This window comes from Nostoc sp. DedSLP03 (assembly GCF_034530815.1).
Taxonomy (GTDB): domain Bacteria; phylum Cyanobacteriota; class Cyanobacteriia; order Cyanobacteriales; family Nostocaceae; genus Nostoc.
In genome coordinates, this window is sequence record NZ_JAVRCK010000088.1 from 19720 (window position 1) to 39562 (window position 19843).

Here is a 19843-nt window from a genome sequence, read left to right on the forward strand (position 1 = left end):
AAGCACGTTTTTAGACGATGTTTGAAAAGTAGTATGGTGTGATTAAAATCATTATTATTACCCCCCTCTTAATCCCCTCTTGTAAAGGGGGGAAACAGAAAAAAATTGTTCCCTCCTTATAAAGGGGGAAACAGAAAAAAGTTGTTCCCTCTCCTTTATAAGGGGAGGGTTAGGGTGGGGTAAAAAATATTTGATACATCAAACATACTCTTAGACGAAAAGCTCAGGGTTTGAGGTTAAATCAATTGTATTTAATCTTATTTTTTGATGCTAATTCAACATTTGAATTAATTTTTTACAGAGTTTTTTAAAAATCAAAAACGAATTATTTCTTTACACTATTTCAAATCGAGTGATGATAAAGTATAAAACATTGCTTTTCCAAAAGGGTAATCATTAGCTCATACCTAATTTCTTAAAAACTTCAGTTGATTAGCTGAACCTCACAATAATATATAAAAGTTAACTTTGTAATCTAAACTTTCGTTCTCTAAAAATACTAGGAATTAAATTATGGGGGCTATCTTATATCCACTCTATACGGTAGCTAATTTGCTCTTAGCTACATGGAGCATAAGTTTATGGCAACACTCACACCATGCCAACATATTGTTGCTGCTGTTAGTGGTAGCTGGAATGACCTATGACAATCTGATTATTTCGCTAGGTCGTTTAATTAATGAGGGTAGTTTCCTAAAATTCCTTAATCGTCTGCGCTTCTTATTACATGATTTATTGATTCCATTGTTGGTGGTAGTAGCCATTAGACTAGCTAGTGCTGCTGGTGTATTCTGGGCAAGTAAACCGATTTTGTTCTCTGGTTGCTGGACAATTACATTTGGTTTGATTGGATTGGGATTGTTTAGTAATCTTAAGCACTTGGAACTAGCACCAATAACTTTTGCTGGCAGTCTGCGATATAAACCTAAAAAAAGTCAAGCGCCAATTTTGACAATTTTAATCGCTTTGTTAGTTGGTGTGGCAGGATTCTACATTTGGCGTGAAATCCAATGGCCTTGGATGTTTGTGGGAACAGTGGTAATGTTGTTTGGCAATGCTTTACCGACAAAGTTTTTTGGTTCTCTAGTTGGTTCGGCAGTTGATTTTGTATTTATCTTAGCTTTGGTGACAACACATATCGTGTTGTCTTAGTTAGGGATAATTTCGCGCCTCTATGGGTATAAACTTTAGTTTAAAGCTTGTGGCAAGATGGGAATCCATTTCTAGAAGACGCTTTCATTGGTATAGTACAACGATCGCAAAACTAGAATTTTTTGATATTTTTTATATTTATGAAACGGATTTTTGCTCAGTTTACCAAAGAACTAGTGCAGTTTCAGCGCGATCGCCTGACATTAGCGTTAGCATTTATACTGCCATTTATAACGTTACTCATTTTTGGGTTTGCAATCCGGTTAGAAAGTAAAAATATTCCCTTAATCGTGCAAGATTTTAACCGCACAAACATTAGCAATAGCTATATTGAGCGACTATACGCCACCAATCAGTTTATGCCCACCCAATGGTCGGGAAACGATCCGGTGCGGGATGCTATCGACCGTGGCATTGCCAAGGCAGCAGTCATTATCCCTCCTCAATTCAGCCGAGATGTGCAAGCTGGTAAAAATACTACGCTGCAAGTACTGATTGATGGTACAGATGTCAATAATGCTCGTGTGATAAAAAATAGCATTCAGAGAGTGACGAATTTTTTTATGCAGGAGCAAGGACTGATAACATCTAATAACAGCGTCACACCTCGAATTCGTTTATGGTTTAACCCCGGTCGGTTAGAGTCTCTGTATATTGTACCGGGAGTCTACGCTGTGGTTTTATGGATTTTTCCGTCTTTACTGACAGCGATCTCAATGGTGAGAGAAAAGGAGAAAGGCACTATCTTACAACTTTACGTTTCTAGTATAAGTGCAACTGAACTGTTACTTGGTAAAGGACTGGCTTACCTGCTGATAGCTACCCTTCAAGCATTCGTAGTCATGAGTCTAGGTTCGCTAATCTTCCAGGTTAGCTTAGTAGGCGATTTTATCACCTTGTTAATAGGAACTGTCCTTTTTCTTACAGACAGTGTTTTATTTGGTTTGCTATTTGGGGTACGAAGCAGTAACCAAAATGCTGCTGTCCAAAGTGTCTCTGTGATCGGTTTTGTTACCTCTTTATTACTATCTGGTTTTATTTATCCTATTAGCAACATTCCTTTTCCCCTGTCACTTATGCCTAACATAATTCCCGCCCGCTATTTTATAGATATCACTCGTGATTCATTTGTTAGAGGTAGTGGATGGGCAGGAGTTTGGTTTGATATAGTGGTACTAATTGTTTTTGGTTTGGTGTTTTTTAATATAACGCGTCGTGCTTTAGGTAAGATGCAATTACCTTATTAAACTGTATTATTATCAGATGTTGCAGCTACTAATTAATATGTTTTTTCCACGACTATTTAATAGTTCGTTTTGGGCATTACTTCGCAAAGAAATAAATCAAATTTTGCGAGATAAGCAGTTAATTATTCTGCTGATTGTACCACCAACGATGCAATTATTACTTTATGGATTTGCACTTAATCCCGATGTACATAATTTGAAATTGGGTGTCATTGATTATGCGAATGTAAGTGCTAGTCGCGAACTTGTTAATGCAATGACCTCTAATAGTATTTTTAGCATCGAATCTGTACCAACAAGTGAAAAAGATTTGAGCCGTCAAGTAGAAGAAGGTAAACTCAATTTAGGGGTGATTATTCCACCAGAATTTCCTAGAAAGCTAGCAACAAAAGAAGCTGAGATTCAAGTATTTATTGATGGAGTGGATGCAAACGCAGCAGGTATTGCCAGTGGCTACATGACTCAGATTATTCAAAATTATAATCGTAACTTTGGGCAAACCCAACTGAATTTTCCGATATCATTCCAAGTGGTGTTTTTGTATAATCCAGGACTAATAAGTAGCTGGTATTTTGTGCCGGGAGTCATGGGTTTAGTGTTAACGCTTGTTGGAACACTAGTTTCATCAGTCGTTGTTGTACGAGAGAAAGATAGCGGAACTTTGGAGCAATTACTTATGACACCAGCCGCAAACTGGGAAATTTTGCTTTCCAAAATTTTGCCTTTAGCATTTTTGCTCATGGGAGATATTTTGCTAGCTTTGACTTTAGGACGACTGGTCTTTGGTTTACCGTTGCGTGGAAATTTTCTACTATTTTTTGGGCTGTCAATTATCTATCTGCTGGTTGGGATCAGTATAGGTATTATGTTGGCGATGTTTTCCAGTTCGCAACAACAGGTGGTATTGATGTCATTTTTCGTCAATATGCCGATATTGCAGACTTCTGGGGTGCTTGCCCCTATTGAAGCCATGCCCCCCTTTTTTCAAGTCTTATCTTTACTAAATCCCTTACGTCATTACATTGCCATTGTTCGAGGAATTTTACTTAAAGGGGTTGGTTTAGATGTGTTATGGATGCACATTCTGGCATTGCTTAGTATTGCGATTGTGTTATTAACTATTAGTCTTAGTAAGTTTCGCAATCAATTAAGTTAAAGGATGTCCGATCCTAAGTCTTTTTGGGGATGGCAATTTATCGCGTCTTTGTGTAATCAATTAGATTTTTCAAACAGCTTCTGAGTTAAGAGCGTTTAAAATTACTGGTGCTGAAATTACACCCTTTGCCTCTAACGCAGCCGCAACCCGTAAAATTAACGCTTCATTATATGGTGCTGCAATCAATTGCACACCTAAAGGTAATGTATTTTGGCATTGAATTGGTACTGATAAAACGGGTAAACCAATAAAAGATAATGGTTGAGTAAATAGCCCTAAATGAGGACGGACAAGAATTTCTTCGCCATCCAAAATTATGGTTTGTTGACCAATTAATGGTGCAGAAATTGGTGTAGTTGGGGCAAGAATTACATCGACATTTTGAAAAACTTCCCGAACGCGATCGCGATACCATCTTCTAAACCGTTGTGCTTGGAGATACCAGCTACTAGGAATTAATGCCCCAGCTAAAAAGCGATCGCGTGTAGCCATATCAAAATCTTCAGGATGCAATCGCAATTTTTCCAAATGCAGATTTGCACCCTCGCTAGCTGTGATTACAAAGGCTGCTGCACGGGCGCGGTGTGCTTCTGGTATGATTACGTACTTAGTGACTTCTATTGCATCAGCTACTTTTTGCACTGCTGCTAAAGCTGCCGGTTCTGCACCTTTGGTAAAATAATCACCTGCGATCGCAATTCTAATATCGGAAATATCTTGTTTGAGTTGCGGTAAACATAATTCAGGTAGACGCTTTGTACAAATGGGATCGCGATCGTCTTTTCCTTGAAGCACATCAAACACCGTAGCGATATCCTGCACCGAACGCCCAAAAGGGCCAATGTGGTCAAAACTGCTAGAAAATAAAGCTACCCCAGCACGAGATAATCTTCCATAAGTTGGCTTGAAACCAAAAACACCACACAACGCTGCCGGAACGCGAATTGAACCATTAGTATCAGAACCTAATGTCAGCGGTACTAACCCCGCTGCAACCGCCGCCGCCGAACCACCCGATGAACCACCAGCAACTCGCTGTAAATCATGAGGGTTGTGAGTAGCACCGTAATGGGAGTTTTCTGTTACAAACCCATAAGCGTACTCATCCATATTCAAAGCACCAAGCAAAACAGCACCCGCTTGCTTCAACTTCGCTACTGCGGTTGCATCTTGAATAGCTTCTGGGTTTACTGCATTGATTTTCGATCCTGCTAGAGTCGTAAAACCAGCGATATCGAAGAGATTTTTCACCGCAAAAGGCACACCAGCAAGCACTCCAGGATGATTACCTTGAGCAATTTCCCTGTCAATCAGTGCTGCATCTGTTAAAGCTGTCTCAGCAGTTATAGTGGTAAAACAGTTGAATAAATGATTGTGCGTTGCTATTCGTGCTAACGCAGCTTTCGTAACCTCCACAGCGCTGGTTTTACCTTCGCGTACAGCAGTTGATATTGTTATGCCATCGGCTGAATCAAAATTCATGCTGAAATATTAAGAGATAGCGCCTTTAGCTTTTTGAGTAATAGCAGTCAGCAATAGACTTCTTGGCAAAAGTCGGGAAAAGGGGGAAAGGTTTGTTATTTTCCCTTTCCCCTTTAACCTTTTCCCTTTTCCCACAAGAGTGCAAAAAGCACTTTTGCAAGAGATCTAATAATTTTTGCTTCACTAAAACATCAACATAGCTATTCTCGAAGCAATTATGGTTCAAAAACTGGTGCAACTTCAATTTCCTCTGGTAAAGGGAAAGAATTTACCAGATTAGCGATCGCCCTAATTCTCTCGAAATTTGCCACCACACCATCACGATACTCATCTTCGATCTTTAAATCCAACAACAACCCCATCAAATTGACATACTCACCCACATCAAACTCTTCTCTTCTCATCTCTCTTCCTTTGCGGTAGTCTGCGGCAAGCCAAAGCGTCTACGTTATCTTAAACTTATAACTTCTGGCGACAACAGCGATACCCAGGTAGTGACATACAATTCTGTAGGGAATGCAACGTCATTAATTTGGATTAATTTGGTTTTCCATAGTAGATTCCTTTACCGTCGGTGCCAATGAAGACTAGCCCAAATTGCTGTCTGCTAGCTTCCATCACGTTCGGGACATTGCCGATGGGATATAGAGGATTAGAGATGTTTGTCCATGTTTGCCCTCGATCCAAAGAACGGAAAATTCCTTTTCCCATACCAATGATTTTGCCATATAAATATAGTGCTGGAATTGTACTTCCTGTTTGTGGTTTGCCAAAGGCAAATAAATAAGCTTTCTCCACACCAGCTATTTTGTCAAACTTCGTACCACCGTTTGTTGAACGATAAAGCCCATTTGAATTGAGACTTATCCAAACTTCGTTACTTACCGCCGGAACTGTTTTGAGCATAGACCAATCTTCGCTAGGAAGTGTTGAGTTGACAAGACTGAAGTATGCACCTCCATCCTGACTGCGGTAGACTTTGCCATCGTTGTAGTAGTAAAAAATATTGCCATTTACTTTGTCTGACGCCAATGGTTGACCCCAGTACCACGGCCCCTTGGGCCCGTTGGGTAAACCTGATACTCCACTCCAAGTAGCTCCACCGTTAGTTGTACGTATAGGTTGTTTCTCGCTGGCGATCGCTACAAACAAACTTGGATTATTTGCAGACATAGCTACCCGTAGTGGCATAATGTTTTGCGGAAATGAGGAAAAGTTCTTCCAGGTATGTCCGCCATCTGTGGAAGTTCCTCCTGTAAAGGTATTGAATCCTCGATGTCCGCCAACGCGTACCATACGTAAGGGATCTTTTTCACTGTAGGCAATGCTGTATGTTTCTTGATACCAAGGGCCGTTACTACCACCCAATTGAGTAGATGGGTAAGTATCTAATTTCTGGCCGTGGTTAAAGCCTTCTACATCAGCCAAACCGCTTAACAATAGTGAGCCTTTTGGAGGTGAAATGAGTTCAAAAGCAACTGTTTCCTCATGTCCTTTTTCATAGTTAGACCACATAGGCTTGTTAGCATTGATATTGTCTGTCTGCCAGGTTCCATACCAGTCTGTTAACCAAATTTTGCCAGCAATATTTGGGTCAAATTCAATCGCTGAGGCCGCAGAAGCAAAATACCAGTTTGGCCACCAAGGTACTTGAGGATTCAATGAATGGCTTTTCTGTTGCCATGTAGCGCCACCATCGGTAGATTGAAAGACTCTAGAGTAGTTAGTACTTTCATGGTATTGGTCATAAGTAACTAAAACATGATTAGAGTTATTGGGATCTACAGAAAGCCCATTAAATGAAATAGTTTTGATGTTAGTCGGTGTAATATTGCTCCAAGCCCCATTTGCATATTTGCTAACTCCTGAAGTGTGCGTTACATACAGCACTCCATTGCTATTAAGCACCATTCGATTTGCTTTTGATGGGCTTCCGGCTATTCTGCTCCAGGTAACACCTGTATCGGTAGACTTATATATTCCGTCTCCATAGGCGTTTGCATAAACCAAGCCAGCATTCTTTTTGCTAAACAAAATTCCTGTAATACCAATGGATGCATTAGGTTTTCCAGAGAAAGAACTTACTTTTTTCCATGTTTGACCAGCATTCGCCGACTTCCATAGCCCATCCAAACGCGAACCAAAGAAGATAATATTAGGATTAAATGGATTAACTCCCAGCCTTTCCCCCGTCCATCGCTTAGTTTCGTTGCCACCCATTGGCAAATCTATGTTTAGTTTGTTCCAGGTTTGACCTTTATTGGTCGATTTGAAGATTGTTCCTAAGCCAGCCTTAGTATATTTGCCTGCTGCGATGTAGACAATATTTGGATTGTTAGGGTCAAGCGCTAATCCTTCTCCGCCATAGTAGTTACTTTTATCAGACCCAAAGTGATCTATTAATGGAATCCATTTCTTCTCTAGCGAATTCCAACGATAAAAGCCACCTATATCGGTTCTAATGTAGGCTAAATTCTTCTCTAAAGGATGCAGATAAATATTGGTAACATAGCCTCCTCCTCCTATAGAGACTTGATTCCATTGATACCCAGATGTAGTACTACTGCGACTAGGTTCAACGGTTGTAAGTGCTACAGTCGTAGCTACAGCCAGCATAGAAAAGCGGATTATTTTCCTTAAAGGAATATGGAAAAAGCGAATGCTCATACAGTCTCATTGGTAAAGGAATGAATTTAGAGATAATACTTAGCAAATAAAACTAAGCAGTATAAAATTAAGTGGAAATGCGGTATGCATTCTCTCTTGAGTTAGAAAATGACGTAATGCTTGTTAATAGCTGATTGTTGATATAAACGTTTTGGCAAAATAAAAATACTTTGTCAATATTTTTATAAAGTTTATGTATAATTTGTTATAACTACTTAAAATATTATTTGATTGAATACAAAGGTTTTTACTGTTACTTAGAAGTATCAAAACAACTAAAATCTATTTTGTATTTACACCATAAGAATAAGTTTCCTTGGTTGTTACAGCACGGACATTGATTTGGGATGAAAATGAACCTAGACGACTTGCATAAAAATATTTAGAAGTTCGCGTCAAGGCACAAAAAAACACTAAAAGATGCCTCCTGCCAGTTATAGAAAATCTCACATTCCTCCAGCAATTTAATTAAGTATTTTTTAAAAGATGAAAAATCCCTCTCAAGTCAGAGATATATTCTGTACTGTGGTAGAGGATTTTTTGATTCTACTTCAGTATCTTACATATTATATAAACAGATTTTCCTGCTATTTACTCAAATTAGTCTCTTTAGATAAAGAGAGAAACAGTTTTAAAAATGATATGTATAGCAGATAGATAGCCTAGTAGAAGAAAAATAAAAAACATGGATAACAAAAACAAAACAAAGAGTAATAAGAATTTAAAACGGGATAAAAAAGTGGATGAAACTAAGATAAATTCACTATCTAATGAAACTCAAAAGTCAACGAAAACAATTAATGTAGATGGTCATCGTCCAGTCGATCCAAGTAACATTAAGATTGAGGAAACAATTGATATAGATGGTCAACGCCCAATTGCAAAAGATAAAAATCTTAGCGATCAAACAATTGATATAGACGGTCAACGCCCGATCGCTAAGAGTAATTTTGAAGAACATGAGGTGCTACCTGTAGACGGTGAGCGTCCAATTGACCCTAGTGATTTTGAAGTTGAGGAAGTTCTTAACATAGATGGTCAACGTCCGATCGCTAAGAGTAAATTTAAAGATAAAAATACTATAGATATAGATGGTAGCCGCCCAATAGCTTCAAATAACACTGTTGATTCGTAAATACCAACAGATTATGTAGACTAAAATCACAACCTTTCTTAACCAAAAGGATGGGATAATTAGACCTGCCTTAAAAATAGGGACTTGGGACTGGGGACTGGGGACTGGGAACTGGGGACTGGGAACTGGGGAAGAGATATTTTTATTGTTCCTTGTAAGTTCCACTCATGGAGTCTCTTGCAAAAGTGACTTTTGCTTTCCGGTTGGGGAAAGGGACTGATGTTAAAGGGTAAGAGGAAATTCCATCCCTTTCCCCTTTACCCCTTACCCTTTGCCCTACAAATGCCAAAGAAGTCTATTTATTATTTATGCTTGCTGTAGTGATTTTGGGTCTGACAATAACAATAAATCCAAGCAAAGTAAAAACTAACATCTGCCAAGTCACCAAATTCCAGCCCCCAAAATTCCAGCATAATAGACCAATGCTAGTACCGACAGCACCACCAATAAAATAGGTAGTCATGTACACTGTATTGATGCGACTGTTCGATTGAGCATCAAGAGTATATATTCTTGCCACATTAGTGACTTGAATTGCTTGTACGCCTACATCTAGTAACAATACAGCAACAGCGATCGCCAGCGCTGAACTAGAAGCAATTTTAGCAATTACTAAACTTGCAATCACCAGAGATACGGAAATAGTTAAGGAACGTTGGGAATTACCTCTATCGGCTAATTTACCAAAAATTGGTGCCATTAATGCACCTGCGATCGCCACAAAGCCATACATCCCAATTGTGTCAGATTGGAAGTTAAAAGGCGCTCCGCTTAAATGGAAAGTCAACGTTGTCCAAAATGAGCAAAAGACACCAAACATTAATCCCCCAATTAAAGACGCTTCTCTCAATAAGGAAAAGCGTTTTAATTGTTGAAGCGTTGATTTTAATAAATCAAAATAATCCCCAGTGTATTCATTATTTACATTAGGTAAGTAAATCTTTAGTAAGACAGTAACAATTAAAATCATTACTCCTGAAAATCCATATACATAACGCCAACTCAAGCTTTCAGCAATATATCCACTAAAAACCCTTGCTCCTAAAACTCCAATCAATATACCAGTAAAAATACTGCCTACAGTTTGTCCTGTAGTTACTCTATCTATACTTGCCGCTAAGGGCAGAATAACCTGAGCGGAGACTGTTGTAATTCCAATTGCTATACTCAATATCCAAACTTGGACGATATTCTGTGAAAACGTCATGGCTATCAACAAACAAAACAAACATATAAGTAAAGAAAGAATTAATGTTTTTTTGTTGATTTTATCGCCCAAGGGAATTAAAAAGAAAAGCCCAAAACCGTAACCAACTTGCGAAAGCACAGATATGCTACCCGCTTCACTTTCGCTAACTTGAAAAGAAGATGCAATATCTTTGAGAATTGGCTGATTATAATAAACGTTAGCAACACACACCCCAGATGCGATCGCCATAATCAGTACTTGAAATTTAGTTAATCCGTTACCTGAGATTTGTTTTTTCATTCAACCTAATTCACTATAATTTAGTTGCTTGAGGACTTTTGTCTTTAGCTTCATCTCTTGTTTATCAAAACAGAATTCTGACTCCTGAATTCTGACTCCTGACTTCTTCAATAGTTATTAGTTTTCCTGGTGCTAAACCGCCAAGTTAGGATGATTGCAGCGCTGGCTAAACCAATAGCCAATCCCCACCAAAGACCAATAGCTCCAGACCCCAACGAGATCCCAAAAGTATAACCAGTGAATAAACCAACACACCAATAAGCAAAAAAGCCAATCAACATTGGGATTCGGGTGTCTTTGAGTCCGCGTAATGCTCCTGCGGCAGTAACTTGCACGCCGTCAACTATTTGAAAAATGGCCGCGACTGCTAGCAACTTCACCGCGAGGGCAACCACATCTGCATTGTTCTGATTGTTGATGTCAATATAAAGAGAAATAATCGACTTTGGTACTAGCCAAAATGCAAGGGCTACTACACCCATAGCTAAAGCTGCAATGGCAATGCCTACATATCCAGCTAGACGAGTGCCAACTAAGTCATTCTGTCCGGCTAACTGTCCAACACGAACTGTTGTTGCTAGAGAAATGCCTACTGCCATCTGGAATGACATCGAAATTGTTTGTAAAGCAATTTGATGAGCAGCCAGGGCATTGGTTCCCAATTGTCCAATCAACAAAGTGACAACGGTGAATAGTCCGCCTTCGACCGCAATCAGCCCTCCGATGGGCAATCCAACTTGAAAAATCTCGCCAACGATCCGGCGATGCTCTAGAGGAAAGGCTTCTTGAGACGAAGGTCGAAAAATACCGTAAACTGCAAAGCGAGGCTGATTGTATATATAAACTGCCAAAGTAATAAACATACTCCAAAGTGAAAGCGTGCTTGCCCAACCGATACCAGCTAAACCCAGCGCCGGGAATCCCAGTTTGCCAAACATCAGCACATAGTTAGCTGTAATGTTGAACAGAGTACCCAAGACCACTGTCACTATGATTAATTGCGGTTGCAATAGAGCAGAAAGAAAACTTTTAAGTACTGCAAAGCCCAAACCAGGAATAAAACCCAGTGCGATCGCTCTTAAATAAATCTCTGTTAGTGCGACTGTGTTAGCATCCTGTCCTAGTAAAAGTAGTAAAGCACCTCCATTGTAAAGCAGCAATGTAATTGGTATTCCTAGCACCAGAGATATCCCTAGTCCAAGCCGGACAATTGTGCCAACTTTTTCTTTATTTCCGGCTCCGTATGCTTGGGCAGCTAACGGACTGACAGCAGAAACGATACCACTAAAAATCAATAGAGAAAAAGTAAAGATAACAGTTCCCAAACCTCCAGATGCAATGGTTTGACTTCCCAACCAGCCCATCATTACCGTATCGACAAAACCAGTTGCAGATTGAGCCAGTTGTGCTGCTGCCAAAGGTACGGCTAACATGAGACATTTTTTAACTTCAGAAAACATATACAGCTGATAACCCGATGTGAAGAACAAAGGGTTTTTTCAAAATTCTAAACCCATGTTCAGGAGATATTGCTCCTGAGAACTTGAATCTATCTTAATGGAATCAGAGGATTACCGTCACAGTGGTTAGCAGAGCGTTCGGCAGGAAAGACTTAACAAAAGATGAATTGCAAGCAGGTAAAACTAACACGACATCTATCAAATGTTTGGTTGATTCTTTTGTGGGATCGAGCTTTATAATCTTCGCTATGGGCGATAGTTTATCCCCGGAAGCAGCCTTCAAGCCGCGATCGCCAATGAAGCTGAAAATTCCATACTAGTAGTTCGCCAAGTTTCCTTGGCGGGGTAAAGGGTAAGGGGTAAAGGGAAAAGGTTTTAATTTTTTCCCCTTTTCCCTTTCCCCTTTTCCCAGTCCAAACATAGCAATTTTGGGTTGGCAGACTACTAGCTTTGAGTGTCACAAATAATTTCAATGTTTTGGCAATCATCTTCAAGCTACGTTAAAGTAAGCAGTTGGAGTTAAGAATGGATTTATATGCGCTTACCAATTGCAATTAGTGCTGTTTTAGTAGCATCTTTAGGTTTTAGTGCACCTGTAATATCTCAACCTCCTGCTATACAGGTAGCCACAACCCCCGCGCCTAGTAGTTTAAACTTAGAACAATTTAAGATTAATTACCGATTATGGAAACGGCAAAAAATCTCTAATTACCGCTATGAATTCACTAGAAGTTGCAATTGTTTACCTAAAGCCACAGAACCAGTGATTATTAAAGTACGTAATCGAGTCACAAGTTCTATTACTTATAAAGCAACTCAAAAGCCAGCTGAGGCAGAATTGTTCAAACAATATAATACAATTCCTAAACTATTTGATATCATCAGGGATGCGCTGATTCGTAAAGCAGCAAACTTGACTGTACAATACGATCCAACACTTGGTTATCCAACTCAAATTAACATTGATTATAATAGCCAGATTGCTGATGATGAAATATTTTTGACAATTAGCAATCTGCAAAAAACTAATTAACTATGGCTAAGGAGAGCATTAGACTTCTTGGCATTTGTGCGGGAAAGGAGAAAGGGTTAAGGGGAAAGGGATAGAATTAATTTCCATTTTCCTTTTAACCTTTAACCTGTCTCCGACCTCTTGCAAAAGTAAATTTCGCAAGATGTCTATTGACGATCCTAAGAGGATGTTTGAAAAGTTTTCTTCTTGGTAACAAAACGTTCTAAATCCCCCTAAATCCCCCTAAATCCCCCTTAAAAAGGGGGACTTTGATTCCGGTTCCCCCCTTTTTAAGGGGAGCCAGCGCGGTCTTGGGGGTTTCCCCCATGAGCGACTGGCGTGGGCTAGGGGGGATCGGTTAGTGCCTAAAATCACAGCCAACCACTTTTCAAACAACCTCTAACAGCGTATTTATGACCTTAGCTCTATAAAGGTTTAGAATAGCGAATGCACTGTTGGGCTGAAGTATTTAAAGTCTTTCAATAACACTATCGCCACTCATCATTTTTGCGACTTCATCCATAATTTCTTTACTCGTATAGTCTGGCTTAGATGGATCTATTGGTTTTAACGGGCGAAAGATAGCTAGCTGAGATTTTGGAGTCAGCATTTGTTGTAATTCGCTTTCACATATACCAATTTTTTCTTCAAACATCAGTTCAGCACCATGTTCTAATTCATCATGAATTACATCGAGATGCCGTAAGCCTCTATAAATAAAAGTTACAGTTTGATTTTTGGGGTTGAGATATGTGTCGTTACTCTGATAACCAAGTTCTTCGGCTTTCTCAAAAGCATCTTCTGATGAAGAAGCACGGACAAGAACAATATTTACATGAATAACATTATGTGGATTTCCCTCAACGTTACACTCGATTACCAATTCAGCGATATACCACTCTGCATCCTTTGGAATGTATGCCATTGCTTATAAAACTCAAAATTTTTACTAATAATGCTTAAGCAACTATATTAAGCGATACAACATTGTACTTTATCTGAATGGGAACTGCTATATGTACTTGCAATTACATTTGCGTTCCTCAAATTTGTGAATTTTGAACTATATAATTACTAAACTTAAGTATTAAATAAAATTATTACCAATAGTTTAGGAAAAGCAAAGACGTGAACCGTTTCAAAAAGCTATCCTCCATTGCGTTCCTGTTATTAGCCTTCATTTATCCACCTACTTTAGCTGAAGCCAAAGAGAACACTCTCAACAATGTTCTCAATCAACAAAGTATTGACGCACAGACAAAATTAGTAGGAGAGCAAAGTGAAGAGTTTTTGTTAGCTCACCGACGGACTCGACGACGTTATCATAGGCGGCATCGGACTGGAAACTATTACTATCAACGCCAGTGGAATCGACGACATTATTATAGACGACGCTATCGCTCTATACGTTATCACGGACAACGATATCGTCATGGAGAATGGGAACTTGTGCGCGATCGCCACGGACGATTAATGTATGATTGGCAGCGTTAATAGTAAATTTACACTCAATTTTTCTAGACAATTTTTATGCGTAAATCCTAACGCCAACCCCAAAGACTTTACTAAGTTTTGAATCATCTCACGGATTGGCGAAATATCTGTGATATTAATAAACTCATAGTCAATTTGGTATAAAACATTATAAATAACTGTACCCCCTACTGCACATATCTATCTTTAGGCATAGAAAAATTTCATTCTGATTTCATTTTTTTACGAAAAGCTATGAATAGGGTGAACGGTAAGACATTTTAGACATTTATATACCTTCATAGATGACAAGCGATCGCTAAAAATATGTTAGTCAAGGGTAAAATTTTCTGGTTGAGGCTTTGGCGTCAGTTGCTTCGACCCAGGCGGTTGGCTTTTGTGGAAGCTTGCCTGATTGGTCTGGTTTCTGGGTTAGCGGCAGTTTTGTTAGGACAGGCAGTGGATTGGGCAGGCGCATGGCGAGTGCATCTTTCTTACCATTGGTCTGCCTACTTGGTGCTACCAGGTGTTGGACTAGCAGGGGGATTTTTAGCTGGTTGGCTAGTAGAGCGCTTCGCACCGGAAGCATCAGGTAGTGGGATGTCTGAAGTCAAAGCCGTATTGGCTCGCGTGCCAATGCCATTAAATCTACGGATTGCTTTGGTCAAGTTGATCGGCGCTACATTAGTGTTGGGTTCGGGAATGCCTTTAGGACGAGAAGGGCCAACTGTCCAAATTGGGGCAGCCTTGGCAAATCAACTTAGTAACTGGGCACCGACTTCACCAGAGCATCGTCGCCAACTAATCGCCGCCGGAGCCGGGGCTGGGTTAGCTGCGGCTTTTAATGCACCGATCGCAGGTGTACTTTTTGTAGTCGAAGAATTACTCCAAGATGTGTCAGGTATCACTCTTGGTACTGCGATTTTGGCTTCTTTCATCGCTTCAGTGATTTCCCGGCTCTATGGTAGTCACAGCCTGGATCTGAATCATCTAAATTTAGGTCTTCCCGATACAACTTTTTTTGCTCAGGAAATCCCTTTCTACTTGATTTTAGGAGTGCTGGCGGGACTTCTAGGTATTCTATTTAATAAAGGTATTCTTGAGAGTCTAGCAATTAACCGCCGCCTGGTAAGGTTGAGTTTATCCTGGCGAATTGGAATCGCTGGGTTAGTTACTGGTGCGGCGATCGCTTTTTTACCTGATACCTTTCGCGATCATGCTGGGCTGAGAGAAATTTTGCTGGTGGGTAATACTAATTGGTCATTTGCCGCGATCGCTCTTTTAGTTCAGTTTATCCTAATTATTTTTACCTACGGCTCTGGAGCGCCAGGGGGTTTACTAGTTCCCACCTTAGCCTTGGGAGCTGCCCTTGGTTACTTAGTAGGTGCTGTGGAACACAGTTTACTGGGAATGAGTGCTGCAACAGTCTATGCTCATGTCGGCATGGCTGCTTTTTTTAGTGCCGTCTCCAAAGTACCAATTACAGCAGTTGTCATTGTATTTGAGATGACAACAGATTTCAATCTGGTGCTACCGCTCATGATTGCGTCTGTGGTTGCCTATTTAGTAGCAGAAAAAATTGACCATCGATCGCTCTACGACCTTCTACTAGAGTGGAAAGGGATTCACATCACCAAGGAGCCAAGCACAGAGGGGCTTCTGGCGCAACTGAGTGCCGTAGATGTGATGCAACGGCGTGTGGAAACTCTCTCTAGCCAAATGAGTACTGATGAAGCAGTACAGGCATTTTCCAACTCTCACCATCGCAACTTCCCAGTTTTAGAAAAAGGTAAAGTTGTGGGTATTGTGACTCAGGAAGATTTAGTTAGTATTGCTTCGCAACAGTCAGGCAAAGATACAACTATCGGCGAGATTATGACACCAGAGCCAGTGACAGTAAATCCCACAGCAACACTGGCTCATGTACTGCATATACTCAATCGTTATCACCTCAGCTGCTTACCCGTTACAGAAAATCGCAAGCTCATAGGAATTATTACTCGTAGTGATATTATCCGTGTAGAAGCAGAGCGACTGAGTGGTAATAGCGAACAAATAGAACGTAAATCAGCACCTTCTTATGTGGTTTACCAAACTCGCGCTCCGGCTACAGGCAAAGGAAGGTTGTTAGTACCACTTTCACATCCTCAAACAGCCGAGACTTTACTAGACATGGCAGTTGCGATCGCCAAAGATCGTAATTACGAAATAGAATGCCTACAAGTGATTATCGTTTCGTCTAGCCGCATCCCATCGGAAACACCAGTGCAAATCAGCAAAAGTCTTCAACTTTTGCAACGGGCAATAATGTTAGGAGAAGAGTGGCGGATTCCCGTTCATACCGAGATCCGAGTTGCCCATAATGTTGCTGGGGCAATTTTGGAGACTGTCAAAGAACGACACATTGACTTGGTGCTGATGGGATGGAAAGGCAATACATCAACTCCTGGTAGAGTTTTTAGCCGAGTGGTGGATACCATAATTCGACAGGCAGGTTGTGATGTTATCTTGGCTAAATTAGATGATAAAAGATCCTTTGACCGTTGGTTGTTACCAATGGCAGGGGGCCCTAACTCCAGCCAAGCAATTAAATTATTACCGGCTCTGGCTTCTTTAAGTACATCACCCGAAATCAAGCTATGTCAAGTTTTCCAGCCGACTAACTCGATTCCTGACACAACATTATTAGATAAATCTGCTCGCTTTCTGCAACGCCGAGTTAGCGGTAAAGTGATGGCTACTCCCGTTCGTGCCAATTCTGTTTCTGAAGCTGTTCTTAATTGTGCAAAACTTGACAACAGTGATGTGATTGTCTTAGGGGCTAGCCGTGAAAGTCTACTGCAACAAGCGATTCAAGGAAATATTGCCGAGAATATTTCTCGCAAGAGTAACTGTACGGTTATCATGGTTAAAACTTAATGTTGAATTACCCCCCTTAATCCCCCCGATGCATTGGGGGGAAACCGGAAAATCTAGTTCCCTCCCCTTTGCAAGGGGAGGGTTAGGGTGGGGTAAAACCCTGGTTGATCGGCTATTTCAGACTTGTATATACACCGTACCCTTGGTAAGGCAGGCGTTTGCTTTACTCAAAAATAACAAATGCGATCGCCAAATCAGCAAATGCGTACGCCAAATCAACAATTGCGTACGCCAAATCAGCAATTGCGAACTCCAAATCAACAATTGCGAACTCCAAATCAACAATTGCGTACGCCAAATCAGCAATTGCGATCGCCAAATCAACAATTGCGAACTCCAAATCAACAATTGCGTACGCCAAATCAGCAATTGCGAACTCCAAATTAACAATTGCGAATTCCAAATCAACAATTGCGAACTCCAAAATTGATTGCAGGTATAATCACAGAGATAGCTAGAAACCAAGGCGTTGCATAATTGCGGGATGATTTTACTAGTTTTGTGGGATGGGCATCTTGCCCGTCCCTTGTATTTCCGGGCGGGCAGGATGCCCACCCCACAAGAATCATCCCTTGATTCAGCAACGCCGAAACCAAATTTAGATATGTGCGATCGCCACATCTCTATTCGTTATAATATTGACGATAAACTTTGCTAAAGAGGGCAAATATATGACTAGCCGCGAGCAGCTTATCCAAGAAATTGCAGAGCTTCCAGATGAGTTAGTCAAAGTAATGTTAGATTTTTTGCATCGGGTTCAGGCAACGCGTAGTCATCATCCTCTAGCAAAATTTGCGGGTATTTTGAGTGATGATGAGGCGGCTGATTTACAGAAAGCAATTCAAACTGATTGTCGTCAGGTTGATTTAAATGAGTGGTGAAATTGCGTTAGATACTTCTGTTGCAGTACGTTTTCTAAATGGCGATCCTGATGTTGTTTCAAGGGTATTGGCGTTACCAGAAATATTTTTGTCGGTCGTAGTAGTGGGAGAGTTACTATTTGGGGCTGAGAACTCGACTCGACCGTTGAAAAATCTTCCTCGATATTTGGAGTTTATAGAAGTTTGTGCGGTTGTGCCTGTGGAAAAGCGAACGGCAGTTATCTATGCTCAGACTCGTTTGGGTTTGAAACGCAAAGGGCGACCAATTCCTATGAATGATGTTTGGATTGCAGCGCACTGTCTAGAACATGGTTGGGTGCTTGTTACCGATGATTCAGATTTTGATTATGTGGATGGATTGGTTATAGAGCATTGGTAATGATAGCTATTATGTTTTGAGATCGCTTTTTCCCATCAATCTCAGCGCGATCGCCTAAATCTGCAATATCTCAAACAGCGATCGCTTTTCCTATCATCTCAAGGCGCGTTGGCGTAGCCCGCACTTCGGCTGCGCTCAGTGACCACCGCAGGCATCGCCAACAAGTGATAATTTAGCATTTTTCTTTAATTAGTTAATACTAATTCTCTAAAATCCAGCAACAGATTCAAACCCTCAAATCCTTACTAGCTCGGACTTTCTTAATTACGAATTACGAATTACGAATTACGAATTGGTATAAGATCATCTTTATCAATCTTCTTTCCTCACCCTTTTCCTTGGAATTATGACGCAGGATGAGTTATTGGTACTGATAGATCGCGCCGTGGCTGAGGGTTGGCGAGAGTTAGACTTGTCGGGGCAAGAGTTGACTGAGTTACCTGTAGAAATTGGTAAGTTGCAGCAGCTTGAGTCTTTGATTTTGGGAAAGAAGGTTAAAGGTTATGAATTCGTAAGAAACCGCCATATCGAGAAGGTTTCAGGCAACAATTTAAAAACGCTTCCTCTGGAACTATTGGGTTTGCCTAATTTGCGTAAGTTGGATATTAGTGGAAATCCTTTAGAGAGCATTCCCGATGTGGTAACGCAAATACTACATTTAGAGGAACTTATCTTAATTCGAGTAGAGCTAACCGAGATTCCAGAGGCGATCGCGAATTTAACCAATCTGACGCAGCTTCACCTCAGTGACAACGAAATAACCGAGATTCCAGAGGCGATCGCGAATTTAACCAATCTGATGCAGCTTCACCTCCGTAACAACCAAATAACCGAGATTCCAGAGGCGATCGCGAATTTAACTAATCTGACCGAGCTTTACCTCAGTGGCAACCAAATAACCCAGATTCCAGAGGCGATCGCCAATTTAACCAATCTGACCGAGCTTTACCTCAGTTTTAACCAAATAACCCAGATTCCAGAGGCGATCGCCAATTTAACCAATCTGACCGAGCTTGACCTCAGTTCCAACCAAATAGCCCAGATTCCAGAGGCGATCGCCAATTTAACCAATCTGACCGAGCTTTACCTCAGTTTTAACCAAATAACCCAGATTCCAGAGGCGATCGCCAATTTAACCAATCTGAGGCAGCTTGACCTCAGTTTTAACCAAATAACCCAGATTCCAGAGGCGATCGCTAATTTAACCAATCTGACGCAGCTTCACCTCAATGACAACCAAATAACCCAAATTCCAGAGGCGATCGCTAATTTAACCAATCTGAGGCAGCTTATCCTCAGTTACAACCAAATAACCCAGATTCCAGAGGCGATCGCCAATTTAACCAATCTGAGGCAGCTTGACCTCAGTTTTAACCAAATAACCCAGATTC

Annotated in this window: 19 protein-coding genes; 13 read left to right on the top strand and 6 right to left on the bottom strand. The window is 40.6% G+C overall.

Annotated features, from left to right (window positions below; translation table 11 throughout):
• Positions 1-513 precede the first annotated feature (513 nt).
• The 3 genes from RM368_RS30535 to RM368_RS30545 all read left to right on the top strand — a co-directional run bounded on the left by RM368_RS30535 (position 514) and on the right by RM368_RS30545 (position 3555).
• A complete protein-coding gene (locus tag RM368_RS30535; protein ID WP_322691851.1) occupies positions 514-1152 on the top strand; it encodes a hypothetical protein in 639 nt (212 codons plus the stop codon).
• A 140-nt stretch (positions 1153-1292) separates the two neighbouring features.
• Positions 1293-2399 (top strand): ABC transporter permease, encoded by a 1107-nt coding sequence (locus RM368_RS30540; RefSeq protein WP_322697525.1) that lies wholly within the window; start codon positions 1293-1295, stop codon positions 2397-2399.
• Positions 2400-2436: 37 nt separating this feature from the next.
• On the top strand, positions 2437-3555 hold the full coding sequence (locus RM368_RS30545; protein ID WP_322697526.1) for an ABC transporter permease: 1119 nt from the start codon (positions 2437-2439) through the stop codon (positions 3553-3555).
• Between the two features lie 69 nt (positions 3556-3624).
• On the opposite strand, the gene RM368_RS30550 is transcribed toward RM368_RS30545, so the two are convergent.
• The 3 genes from RM368_RS30550 to RM368_RS30560 all read right to left on the bottom strand — a co-directional run bounded on the left by RM368_RS30550 (position 3625) and on the right by RM368_RS30560 (position 7704).
• Complete coding sequence (locus tag RM368_RS30550) at positions 3625-5037, bottom strand: AtzE family amidohydrolase (protein ID WP_322697527.1); 1413 nt, start codon at positions 5035-5037, stop codon at positions 3625-3627.
• A 215-nt stretch (positions 5038-5252) separates the two neighbouring features.
• Complete coding sequence (locus RM368_RS30555; protein WP_322697528.1) at positions 5253-5441, bottom strand: DUF4089 domain-containing protein; 189 nt, start codon at positions 5439-5441, stop codon at positions 5253-5255.
• Positions 5442-5574: 133 nt separating this feature from the next.
• The gene (locus RM368_RS30560; RefSeq protein ID WP_322697529.1) at positions 5575-7704 is read right to left on the bottom strand and encodes a hypothetical protein; all 2130 of its coding nucleotides are present in this window, start codon (positions 7702-7704) and stop codon (positions 5575-5577) included.
• A gap of 739 nt (positions 7705-8443) precedes the next feature.
• On the opposite strand from RM368_RS30560, the gene RM368_RS30565 reads away from it, so the two are divergent.
• On the top strand, positions 8444-8839 hold the full coding sequence (locus RM368_RS30565; RefSeq protein WP_322697530.1) for a hypothetical protein: 396 nt from the start codon (positions 8444-8446) through the stop codon (positions 8837-8839).
• Positions 8840-9134: 295 nt separating this feature from the next.
• On the opposite strand, the gene RM368_RS30570 is transcribed toward RM368_RS30565, so the two are convergent.
• Complete coding sequence (locus RM368_RS30570; protein ID WP_322697531.1) at positions 9135-10328, bottom strand: MFS transporter; 1194 nt, start codon at positions 10326-10328, stop codon at positions 9135-9137.
• Positions 10329-10435: 107 nt separating this feature from the next.
• On the bottom strand, positions 10436-11788 hold the full coding sequence (locus RM368_RS30575; RefSeq protein WP_322697532.1) for an MATE family efflux transporter: 1353 nt from the start codon (positions 11786-11788) through the stop codon (positions 10436-10438).
• 122 nt (positions 11789-11910) lie between these two features.
• On the opposite strand from RM368_RS30575, the gene RM368_RS30580 reads away from it, so the two are divergent.
• Positions 11911-12108, top strand: coding sequence for a hypothetical protein (locus RM368_RS30580; RefSeq protein ID WP_322697533.1), 198 nt, complete (start codon positions 11911-11913; stop codon positions 12106-12108).
• 215 nt (positions 12109-12323) lie between these two features.
• Positions 12324-12821 (top strand): DUF6174 domain-containing protein, encoded by a 498-nt coding sequence (locus tag RM368_RS30585; RefSeq protein WP_322697534.1) that lies wholly within the window; start codon positions 12324-12326, stop codon positions 12819-12821.
• 448 nt (positions 12822-13269) lie between these two features.
• On the opposite strand, the gene RM368_RS30590 is transcribed toward RM368_RS30585, so the two are convergent.
• Positions 13270-13725 (bottom strand): DUF4288 domain-containing protein, encoded by a 456-nt coding sequence (locus RM368_RS30590; protein ID WP_322697535.1) that lies wholly within the window; start codon positions 13723-13725, stop codon positions 13270-13272.
• A gap of 203 nt (positions 13726-13928) precedes the next feature.
• On the opposite strand from RM368_RS30590, the gene RM368_RS30595 reads away from it, so the two are divergent.
• The 7 genes from RM368_RS30595 to RM368_RS30625 form a co-directional block, all read left to right on the top strand.
• Positions 13929-14294, top strand: a complete 366-nt coding sequence (locus RM368_RS30595; RefSeq protein WP_322697536.1) for a hypothetical protein — start codon at positions 13929-13931, stop codon at positions 14292-14294.
• Between the two features lie 306 nt (positions 14295-14600).
• Positions 14601-17192 (top strand): chloride channel protein, encoded by a 2592-nt coding sequence (locus tag RM368_RS30600; protein WP_322697537.1) that lies wholly within the window; start codon positions 14601-14603, stop codon positions 17190-17192.
• A gap of 180 nt (positions 17193-17372) precedes the next feature.
• A complete protein-coding gene (locus RM368_RS30605) occupies positions 17373-17579 on the top strand; it encodes a hypothetical protein (RefSeq protein ID WP_322697538.1) in 207 nt (68 codons plus the stop codon).
• Positions 17580-17676: 97 nt separating this feature from the next.
• The gene (locus tag RM368_RS30610; RefSeq protein WP_322697539.1) at positions 17677-17850 is read left to right on the top strand and encodes a hypothetical protein; all 174 of its coding nucleotides are present in this window, start codon (positions 17677-17679) and stop codon (positions 17848-17850) included.
• 13 nt (positions 17851-17863) lie between these two features.
• On the top strand, positions 17864-18073 hold the full coding sequence (locus RM368_RS30615) for a hypothetical protein (protein WP_322697540.1): 210 nt from the start codon (positions 17864-17866) through the stop codon (positions 18071-18073).
• On the top strand, positions 18063-18452 hold the full coding sequence (locus RM368_RS30620) for a type II toxin-antitoxin system VapC family toxin (protein ID WP_322697541.1): 390 nt from the start codon (positions 18063-18065) through the stop codon (positions 18450-18452). Before RM368_RS30615 ends, RM368_RS30620 begins: the two co-directional genes overlap by 11 nt.
• 346 nt (positions 18453-18798) lie before the next feature.
• Positions 18799-19843, top strand: a 1045-nt coding sequence (locus tag RM368_RS30625) for a leucine-rich repeat domain-containing protein (RefSeq protein ID WP_322697542.1), incomplete at its 3' end; no start/stop codon positions are given.